Raw genomic sequence first — 9974 nt, 5'->3', positions numbered from 1 at the left:
TTCAACTCAAAACTCAACACTCAAAACTTTTTAAAGGTCTCGCATAGCCTGTCTGATATGTTCTATAATTACTTCAGTAGTGGCCTCATAGAAGCCAAGACCTTTGTAATATTTTTTTCCATTTATTGTCACAGTTGGTGCCTCCACCTTTTTCCCAGCCTTTTTTAGTTCCAAGGCCCAGGACAGCTCCCCATCCTCACCAGGTTCAGTCCCCATTATGTCATTCATGACGTGATCGCCTGCCACTAGCATTATGGGAATTATCTTCACATAGTCTTTTGGATAGGATGTCGCCCTTTTTATTGCATCTTCCTTATCAGGGATACCTTCAACGCTTCCCAAAAAGCAATTGGAAAACCTTGTATGTAGTAGCCTATCAAATGCCAAATAGACTGCAGTCGCTGGCGAAGAATAGGTATTGGGGGTCCCGTGTCCCGCAAGTATTGCACATCCTTCTTTGGGATTTGGGATGTCTTTAACGATGTCGTCTAGGATCTTGTTTACATCTTCCCAAGTGGCAAATAATGGTTCTCCATAAGAGATCCTCAAGCCATCGATTTTCCCCTGATTCAGTATGTGAATCCATTCCTCACCTGGAAATACGTGAAGGGACTGGACCACTGCCTTTCTATAGCCATTGGCCTCTAGATCTGAAAGGACCTGTTGAAGGCTTTTAAGTCTCTTAGGACTACCTTGCTTCTCGTATTTTTTATTCATTTTCTTCCTTATGATGCTTGAGGTAAAAGCCCATCTAATCTCATGACCAGGGAAGGCCTTTCTTATTTCCCTATCTATGTGATCAAAAGTTACCTGGGCCTTTGTGCTGGTTCCAAAGGCTACAAGAACAATTGGGACAGGTCCTTCCTTATAGGTTGGCTTTAAAAAACGAAGCAATGTACCCTGGCTGGCAAATGCCCACTTACACTGGGCCCCCAAAAACCCTGCAACTAAAATGAAACAGATTAAGAACTTCTTCATAAAACCGACCTCCTTTTATTTTTTTAGGCCGGCATGGTTGAAGAGCAGATAGGCGGGGATACAGGCACACAAAAAAACCGGGAACTATAGCCCGGCCAGCCCGCTTGACCAGATAAGCTTTTTCCGCCTTCTCTTCGGGTTCCACGCCGAAGCCAAAAGGCATCCTCTCTGACGGGTATCCTGGCTCGTGGATCAACCTACAGACTTCGCCTTCCCATCTGAAATATCAGACAGTGGCGCATGAAGCCTTCGTCCCCACTCACAGTGGCGGGCCCGCTCCGGATTTTCACCGGATTCCCCGTTGCAGAGAGTGATACTTTTTTGAAAAAAGTACTACTATATCTTTTTTATGTCAAGAGGGATCAATACTCTGTCAAAATCGTTGGTCAAGTCCTTCAGAGAATAGCCTCTGGGCATTGGACCACCTTGTTGACTGAACTTTACCAAGTTTTTCTTCCTTTAACTCAAAACTCAACACTCAAAACTCAACACTTTGACGTAGTCCTGCTAGAGGGATTGGATTATCCAAAGAGTACCTGGGGGCGCTTTTTCACTGGATGCCTTATGATAGATACATCAACATCATAAATACTTTGCAAATTTTCAGGGGTAAAAACCTCTTCAGGCCCACCATCTAAGACCACCCTTCCCTGCTTGAGAAAGATGAATCGGCTACAAAAAAGGGCCGCCAAATTGAGGTCGTGCATCACGCAAATTATGGTAAGTCCATCAACTCTGTTCATCGACTCAAAGAGCCGAAACATGTGCACCTTCCTCATTGGATCGAGGTTTGCTGTGGCCTCATCCAAAAGAAGCAGTCCTGGACTCTGGGCAATGGCCCTACTTATGGAGAGGAGCTTTGCTTCTCCCCCCGAAAGTCTATTGGCCAGTGCCTTTTTTAGATGGGTAGTCCTTGTACGCTTCATAGCCTCATCAGCTACCCTGCAGTCCTCTTTTGAATAACCTCTAAGAAATCCTGATTGCCTGTGAGGATATCTGCCCATCAAAACCACATGAAACCCATCTATTGGGAATTCAATATTTACTCTCTGGGGTACAACTGCTACCCTCTTCGCAGTCTCAATTTCATTTAAGGACTCCAGATCTTGACCGAAGAGTTCTATTGATCCCCTTTTTACTGGGATCAAACCTGTAATTGTCCTCAATAAAGTTGTCTTACCAGAACCATTTGGACCAAGGATACCCACAAATTCTCCTGCATGGATATCTATATTAATCTCATCAAGGACATCTCGGCTGCCATAGCCTGCGCTAAGCTCCCTTATTCTCAAGACCTTCACGGCTCAGTCTCCAAGTCCTCTTTTTTGCTCTTCACAAGGATGAGGAAAAATACTGGCCCACCTATAAGGGCAGTTATTACCCCTACTGGTATCTCCTCTCCTCCTGGCAGGATCGACCTGGAAATGGCATCTGACCAAATCATGGTAATGGCACCAAGGAGGCCTGAGCCAATAAAAAGGGGTGTATGCCTCGCACCAAGCCCAAGCCGTACCATATGTGGTATTACAAGGCCAACAAAGCCAATAACCCCTGATACAGAAACACATGCTGCCGTAAGGATGCTTGCACCAATGAGGACTAGATATCGTATTTTTTCAACGTTTACACCTAATTGTTTTGCCTGTTCATCCCCCAGTGTCATAATATCCAGTTCACGTGTAAGAAAAAAAAGCATAACAATGCCACAGACTATATAAGGCATTGCAAATCCCACATGAGCCCATGACCTGCCTTGGAGACTGCCCATAATCCAAAATACTATTGCCTGGACAGACTCTTCATCTAGCGCCTTTAAAAGTGAGATTAGGGCAGAAAGAAATGTTGCTACAACAATACCTGAAAGAATCATGGTCTCTCTTCTCAACCCCCCTGATAGCCTTGAAAAGGCTATTACAAAAAAGAGGGCGACCATTGCACCTAAAAAACCAAAGATCGGGATGATGCCAAGGCCTTGAACCCATGCTGGAATCTCTCCAAAAGCGCTTCCCAGGAAGATGGCAAGGGTTGCTCCAAAGGCAGCTCCAGAGGCAACACCTATTGTAAAAGGGTCTGCCAATGGGTTAATCAATACGCCCTGGAAAGCGGCTCCTGAAATGGCAAGGGCACATCCAACTAAGGCCGAAAGTAGTATCCTGCTGAACCGTATGTCCCATATAATAGCAAAGATAGAAGGATCTATTGAATTTAGATCGACGACTCCCAACTGGGCAAGAAATACCCTAAATATCTCTCCAGGAGCTATGGATACAGCCCCTATCAGGCATGTCAAAAACAGGGAAAGGAAGAGAACTGCTGTAAAAATGGAGAAAAGCATATAATGTTTCATAGCTGTATGGAGACCAATTCCGACTGAAATGTCAAGCAGATATTAATAAAAAAGGCCGCCTTAACAGACGGCCTTTTATGATTATTTAAATCAGATTCTGACTAGATTAGAAGAACCAGATAAGCTCTGCTGCAAAGCGCATAGAGACGTCGTCTGAATCTCCTGCATCTTCAAAATTCACACCCTGGACAAATGCCTTAAGTGCCTGGGCAATGTCCTTGGCGCCAGCGCCTGGGAACAAGAATGCTGCTCCACCCTTGATGGTCACGTTCTTGTAGAGCTTGTATGCAATTTCATTGTTCCACTCAATGCCCATGAACTCGTCAATGTTAATATTACCTGCAACACCCTTCAATGCATAGTAATTCTCAACGGCCTGTGCCTCTTCGAACCACATGGCCATTACATTACCCTTGTAGCTCCACTTATCCCATGCAGCCTTCACACCACCACCGATCATGATGAGACCAGGGTTATCGAACTGTGCTTTCCCGTTTATACCACCACCTATAAGGCCAGAACCATAGTATGCTGGGAAGATGCTGTAGAGGATCTGACCAAACATATTGTCACCATCGAAAGAAATGCTCTGCTCAGTACCAAATGCAGGGGTAAATCTTGTGATACCAGTGGCTGGGGTCCAACCTGTTAGGTCGTTATCGGACCAGTCATCATCACCCTGTGCGTAGATACCGCCAACATGTACTTCAAACTTCTTGATTCCTACCTGATCATGGAGATCAAAGGCGACATCACCAAAGAATGCCCAAGAACCAAGGTCATAGTTCTGACCAGCGGCAGTATCATAGTCACCAAAGCCATAGGCGGCTTCCAACATAACCTTGGCAATACCGACTTTACCATTGCCCTGGAGGCCTACAAAATGATGGTCAACATTTTTACCAGCCTGATCGTTCTTATCCCACATCCAGAAGCCTTCAACCTCTGCAATACCAAGGTTGTAAGCCAATTTGCCATAAATAAATGTCCTGTCTGATGCCAATGCATCGTTTGCAGGTCCTAAAGGATTTGTGTGCCTTGAGTGTAACCAGCCTCATCTTCATCCTTTTTAATGTACCAGAAGGCCCATTTCATGGCGTCTTTGGCACCGACAATACCTATACCTGGATCGTCGTCGCCGTAAACAAGTCCGCCGTATTTAATATCCACACCACGGGCATCCCAACCTGCCTGGAGTCTTGAGTAAATCATTGGAAGATTGAAGGTGGCCAAAAGCCTTTCAATACCGAACTGTTGGCTCTGCCTTCCAGCAGCAAAGTCAGTACGGTCTGCAGTCTCCCTTGCCCAAAGACTATCATATTCCAGTGCCATGTAGACATCCCAGTCCTGGCCATGAGCAAAATTAAAGAATAGCCTATTCTCATTCCTAAAATAGCTGTCTTTTACATCGCCAGCACCTTCAGTGAGATGTCCTCTTGTATTTACACTAATGGCACCAGTACCTGGTAAAATTGTTGTTGCCACAGCGCCATCAACGTCTTTACTCACACCAAAATCTCTATTGATTTCAGCAGTTGGAATGAGCCTTACCTGGGCCCCCATCTTGATAGTGATGTCGCCAACAGTCTGTATCTCTACAGATCCTGGACCGGCAAAAGAAATACCTGCAAGACATAAAGAAAAAATTGAAAAGAAAATCAGGCTAAAAAAACCTCTCCCATTTTTTAGCATAACAGTAAACCCTCCTTTTAATTTTTTACTTTTCAAAATCGATTCCTCAAAAAAACGTTTAATACACTACCTTTGTCAATACACCCCCTTTCCCAAATTTTTGACTTATATAAAGCATGTCATGCTAATACGCAATATTAAATGTTCCACTGTTATGCATTAACTATCAGCTAGTTCTTTCATCTTTGACCTTGAAAATGCCTCTTTTCTCCTGAGATATGCCTCTCGTATTATTTTCGTATCTTCTACAAATTTTGCCATTTCCTCCATGGTAAGTGCCTGGGGACCATCACACAGGGCAGTCTGCGGATCAGGATGACACTCTACCAATATCATGTTTGCACCAGCAATAACTCCCTGAGCAGATGCGTGAAAGATATCTGGAAGCCCATCTGGGGCTACTTCCTTCGATCCTACAGAGTGACTTGGGTCAACACAGACAGGAAGACGGGTAAGCCGCTTGATTACTGGGACATGGGCAAAGTCCACAAGATTTCTATGAGGTGAGCCTAGGTGAGATTTGACGCCGCGAAGGCAGAAAATAATATTCCTATTCCCGCCACTTGCTATATATTCACAGGCATTTAAACTCTCCTCCAGAGTTAGTCCCATGCCTCTTTTGTAAAGTACTGGAAATTCCTTTTGAGAACCGACCGCCTTTAATAATTCAAAATTCTGGGCATTTCTGGTTCCAATCTGGAGCATAATCCCTGTTGGCTTTCCTGCCTTTTCCAACTCTTCGAAAATTTCATCGATATGCGATTCCTTGAGCACTTCCATGGCAATGACTTTGATACCGTGTTTCCCTGCAATTTCAAACAGCCAGGGTAAACAATCCCTACCATGTCCCTGAAAGTCATAAGGACTTGTTCTTGGCTTATATGCCCCCATCCTGGCCGTTACAATACCCAATTCTGCAAGGGTCCTGAAGATCTCTTCCACATGCTCTGGTGTATCCACTGCGCACAGACCAGCAAATATGTGGAAAGAATCCTGGTCAAACCTCAATCCCTGATATTCAAACCCAATGGGTACGACATCTATGTCATGGCGGCCAATTTGCCTATACTTTGTAGATACTCGTACCACCTTTTCGACCCCAGGCATGGATTCAAGGACGTCTTGGGGGATATTATGAGTAGATCCGATGAGATGTAACTCACATACTGTCCTGGTCTCACCCTCTATTTCAATCAGTTTAATATTGACCTTTGGGAAGTTACTTATGAAATCATTTATTTTTTGTACTTCAGGGCCCTCCCTTTTTATGTCGGGTTTTAAAATAACTATCATTTCTTATATCTCCTCCGAATTTACTTTATTGCCAAATTGACAAAGTGTTTTAGTAACACCAAGAGAAAAAGAGGTCAATAATGTGAAGTGAAATCAGACTATAGAACAGTTAGACAAAAGATAAAAATAAGCAACGGGGAGCCACTGCTCCCCGTTTCTTTGGAAAATCATCTATTCCTAGAAACTCACAGTTACAAAGCCCATGAGTGACTGTACAGTTACATCTTGGTCTCCATATACATAGGCTTCGTTGTCTTCAAAATCTGTGTAATAATAGTTGATACCAAGACCTATGTCATTTGAGATCCTGTAAGAGACTCCCATGGTAAAATCGAGCTGTTCAAAATCCAAATTCGAATAATCTGCCATCTCATTCAAATATGCTACGTCATAGAGATATGGCTGATTTGGATTGATTGAACTGGTATCCAAATCTAGCTTTGCATCCCCTGTTGGGAACATACTTTCGAATTTAAGGTCTGTGATATTACCTCTGCCAGTAGTATAGTTGAAATTAGCATTGAAGCCTAAGACAGCCAGTGGCCTATAAGTGGCAACAACTGAAAAGCTGTGGGCCTCGGTCCTGTAATCCATTCCTGTCTGCTCGGAACCAAACTGGTCCGTTGTAATTATATTTGCTCACCCATCATATATTGCTATGCAGTACATTGATTCGTATTTGTCATTAAAATAATCATAGCCTGCAACAAATGATATTTTTTCATTGGGGGTCAATACCACGTTGATTCCACCGGAAAAAAGGTCCTGTTCCCAGCTATTGCCGTCAACATCATCATTTTCAGCCATCTTGTATTTCGCATAAACGTTTGTACTCAACACCGTAATTGGCATCCAATTGGCCTTAAATGAAAATTCATGAGCTGTCTCAGGCAGGTTGGAACGGGTTCCGACACGCTTACTATATATGGTAGGGTCATAGGATCTCGAATAGTCATATAATGAACCTGGAGGACCTCCGTATTCGCCATAGGAGCCATCTGGAGCACAGACTGCAAATTTAAGGGCATATGGATCATCGACAAGCTCTAGTTTATAACCAAATCCAAGCTTCAAAGAATGCATGACTCGCCAATCACCCGAGAGCTTAATAGTATGCTCCGTGGTGTCGTCTGGAACGTTGTGTTCCTCGGCATTCTCTCGATCTTCATAGTGAAATTCATAGGCTCCTCTGAGAGTGACACCGTGCATAGGTCTCCATGCTACATCAAAACCAAGGGTTGTGATATCGAGATCATACCCAGACTTTCTAGTAAAATCCCAAAAGCCAGTCTGAAGGCCTTCTGCAGCCCCTAAAGCACTTCTTGAGTATCCATCTCCAAGGGTTGTACCATCGGCATTTGTCCTGTCCACTACATCTATAAATGCGTCGTCATTGTCTATGGTCTGATACTTTCCAAAGACATTGAAAGAAAGTTTGCGACTGACTCTGTTGTGCCACCTCGCCATGATGGCAGTACTATCCATCTCCAGTTCGTCATTTAAATTACCAGTCAGAATGTCATATGGACCATCAGTACTCTTATTTGTGCTCTGGGAATAGACTAAAGCAGCAGTCACAGTGTTTGTGCGGTTTACGTTCCACTTGGCCTTTAAGGTGTGGGCATCCTTTTGAGAATCAGGGGTCTTAGAATAAGGAAGCGGGCCATCCCGACCATCGAATTGAAGCCTATTAGTAAAACCCAGGTGAGTAGTTGCAAGGTTGTTGTACACAACACTCATATCTTCGCTCTTATCATCAAAATCTCTATGGAGAAAAGAATACTCAATAGCGAAGTTTTCAGTATTTAAAGAGACCTTCGGCATATAATCATTGGTTTCTTCGTCAATGCTCTTACTGTCGGCGACAATGTGGCATGCAGAACACTTGCTCATGGTACGGGCCTGGTCCAAGCCCTTTCGTTCTTCAAATCTGTGAGAAAAGGACAGTTTTAAGCCTGGAATCTGAGGGATATGCAGTACCGCATTATTGTTCCACTCACTTCTCATTATGTGATATTCGTCCCCTGCCCCTAAGTCTGTATGATAAACTGCGGCAGAACCTACGATCTCTTCATTCTTATTATTTGTTCCATCACCATTAAAATCGACAAAATATCCTTTTCCAGCAGATGGCCCTGGATCTGTGTTAGAAAAGATATGTGCGTTTAGATTTTCGAGTTCATCGTGATCCAGTCTGTGTAAGAATCTCGAATAGTCTGTCTTTAAACGAAGAATTCTCTTAAGGTCTAATATTGCCCCATATTCCTGCTCATCTACATACTGATAATGCGCCTCACCCTTAAAGGCTAGGCCGTCCTTTTCAAAGCCCAATTCACCTTTAAGATCCCAGTATCCTGTATTGTCTAGCACGCTGTTATACTCTGTTCCCTTGGCTCCATCCTCATCAGAATCGATGTCGTCCATCACAAATATTCCACCAATACTAACTGACCCCTCGTATTCCTTTTCTTCTGCAATACCAAGGTCATTTTGGAGTATCACAGAAAAGCAAACCACCAAACCAATTGAAAATATCCTCTTAATTAAATTCATCAGCACACCTCCTTACCTATCGTGTCAGGGCAGCACCAGCACCAGGAACTGACTGGGATGGTAAATCCGATCCATGCACCTTTGAATGACACTGCGTGCATTTGGTCATGAATGACTTTGTAAAGCCATGATCTGAAGGCGCTATTACATTTGATGGATCTCCTGGTGCGAATACTGTGGCCACATTGTTTGAGGCCCTTGCTGCATGGAAGTGGGCTTCATGACACTGGAGGCATATAAAAGGTTCCTGCTGACGTAGAAGATTATTGGCTACAGTCCCATGGGGATCATGACATATTAGACAATCTTCTACCACGGGATCGTGTTCAAAGACAAAAGGCCCTTGATAACGTGTATGGCACTTTAGGCAAAGATCATTAACGCGTTCTTCTGTCTTAAGCATTCCAGCCTCTGGGCTAGCACTTCCATGGGGATTGTGACAGTCTGAACAGCCCATCTTCCCCTCTTTTATTGGGTGATGAGAGGCAAAATAGGTCTTGGCATTAATGTCCTGGTGGCATTTTGCACATAGTGCCGTTTCCTTATCTACCAACAAATTCTTGTTTTTATTTCCATGAATCTTGTGGCACGTAGTACAAGCAACTTCATTTTCAGCATGAATGGAACCTGCCCAGTTGAAATGTGTCCCCGCCTGATGACAGCTTACACACACCCCTGCGATTTCATCTGGCTCAAGTCCTTCGGGACCGAATCTGATAATCTTCTCGGTATCTCCCTCACCCTCAACGTGTAGAGAAGCCGGACCATGACAGCTTTCACATCCTGTTTTTACACCCTGTGGCACCTCAAAAGATGCAATTTTCAGGTGTACGTTGGTACTTTCTTGGATGTAATCTTCATGACAGTCTCCACAGGCCTCACTCCCTACATATGACGCCCCCTGGGGTATCGGTGGCAGCTTGATATAAGCTGCCCTATTTCTCATCATCTCACTACATCCAACTATCAAAGACAAGCTGGTGATCAGTAATAAAATCTTCTTTCCCATCTAAATCCCTCCGTAAAAACATTTTACCACTAAAAAACACCATTAATACCAACTAGATACAGCACGTTTTCTCCCCTCCTATCACCTCCTTTCAAAAAAAAG

The 9974-nt window shown here is 43.8% G+C and carries 8 protein-coding genes and 1 riboswitch; all 8 genes read right to left on the bottom strand.

Annotated features, from left to right (window positions below; genetic code table 11):
• Positions 1–30 precede the first annotated feature (30 nt).
• Complete coding sequence (locus DBT_RS06885) at positions 31–978, bottom strand: sirohydrochlorin cobaltochelatase (protein ID WP_067618272.1); 948 nt, start codon at positions 976–978, stop codon at positions 31–33.
• 153 nt (positions 979–1131) lie between these two features.
• A riboswitch (cobalamin riboswitch) is annotated at positions 1132–1319 on the bottom strand.
• A gap of 180 nt (positions 1320–1499) precedes the next feature.
• On the bottom strand, positions 1500–2279 hold the full coding sequence (locus DBT_RS06880) for an ABC transporter ATP-binding protein (protein ID WP_067618269.1): 780 nt from the start codon (positions 2277–2279) through the stop codon (positions 1500–1502).
• Complete coding sequence (locus DBT_RS06875) at positions 2276–3325, bottom strand: FecCD family ABC transporter permease (protein WP_067618267.1); 1050 nt, start codon at positions 3323–3325, stop codon at positions 2276–2278. Before DBT_RS06875 ends, DBT_RS06880 begins: the two co-directional genes overlap by 4 nt.
• Before the next feature lie 106 nt (positions 3326–3431).
• Positions 3432–4295 (bottom strand): hypothetical protein, encoded by an 864-nt coding sequence (locus DBT_RS06870; protein ID WP_161939933.1) that lies wholly within the window; start codon positions 4293–4295, stop codon positions 3432–3434.
• 50 nt (positions 4296–4345) lie between these two features.
• Positions 4346–5017 (bottom strand): hypothetical protein, encoded by a 672-nt coding sequence (locus DBT_RS06865; protein ID WP_067618261.1) that lies wholly within the window; start codon positions 5015–5017, stop codon positions 4346–4348.
• Positions 5018–5176: 159 nt separating this feature from the next.
• Positions 5177–6310 carry a 3-deoxy-7-phosphoheptulonate synthase gene (locus DBT_RS06860; RefSeq protein WP_067618258.1) on the bottom strand — a complete coding sequence of 378 codons (1134 nt, stop codon included), beginning with the start codon at positions 6308–6310 and terminating at the stop codon, positions 5177–5179.
• A 177-nt stretch (positions 6311–6487) separates the two neighbouring features.
• Positions 6488–8863 (bottom strand): GSU2204 family CXXCH-containing (seleno)protein, encoded by a 2376-nt coding sequence (locus DBT_RS06850; RefSeq protein WP_263046552.1) that lies wholly within the window; start codon positions 8861–8863, stop codon positions 6488–6490.
• Positions 8864–8879: 16 nt separating this feature from the next.
• Positions 8880–9872 (bottom strand): GSU2203 family decaheme c-type cytochrome, encoded by a 993-nt coding sequence (locus DBT_RS06845; RefSeq protein WP_083186688.1) that lies wholly within the window; start codon positions 9870–9872, stop codon positions 8880–8882.
• Positions 9873–9974: the final 102 nt, after the last annotated feature.

The sequence above is a fragment of the Dissulfuribacter thermophilus genome (assembly GCF_001687335.1).
GTDB lineage: Bacteria > Desulfobacterota > Dissulfuribacteria > Dissulfuribacterales > Dissulfuribacteraceae > Dissulfuribacter > Dissulfuribacter thermophilus.
The sequence above is the reverse complement of the archived record's forward strand: the minus strand, read 5'-3'. Positions and strand labels throughout refer to the sequence as shown.

Excerpts from the sequence above, each read along its gene's own strand:
- DBT_RS06845 (WP_083186688.1), bottom strand. The coding sequence starts at position 9,872 with ATGGGAAAGAAGATTTTATTACTGATCACCAGCTTGTCTTTGATAGTT.
- DBT_RS06865 (WP_067618261.1), bottom strand. The coding sequence starts at position 5,017 with ATGCTAAAAAATGGGAGAGGTTTTTTTAGCCTGATTTTCTTTTCAATT.
- DBT_RS06885 (WP_067618272.1), bottom strand. The coding sequence starts at position 978 with ATGAAGAAGTTCTTAATCTGTTTCATTTTAGTTGCAGGGTTTTTGGGG.
- DBT_RS06860 (WP_067618258.1), bottom strand. The coding sequence starts at position 6,310 with ATGATAGTTATTTTAAAACCCGACATAAAAAGGGAGGGCCCTGAAGTA.
- DBT_RS06875 (WP_067618267.1), bottom strand. The coding sequence starts at position 3,325 with ATGAAACATTATATGCTTTTCTCCATTTTTACAGCAGTTCTCTTCCTT.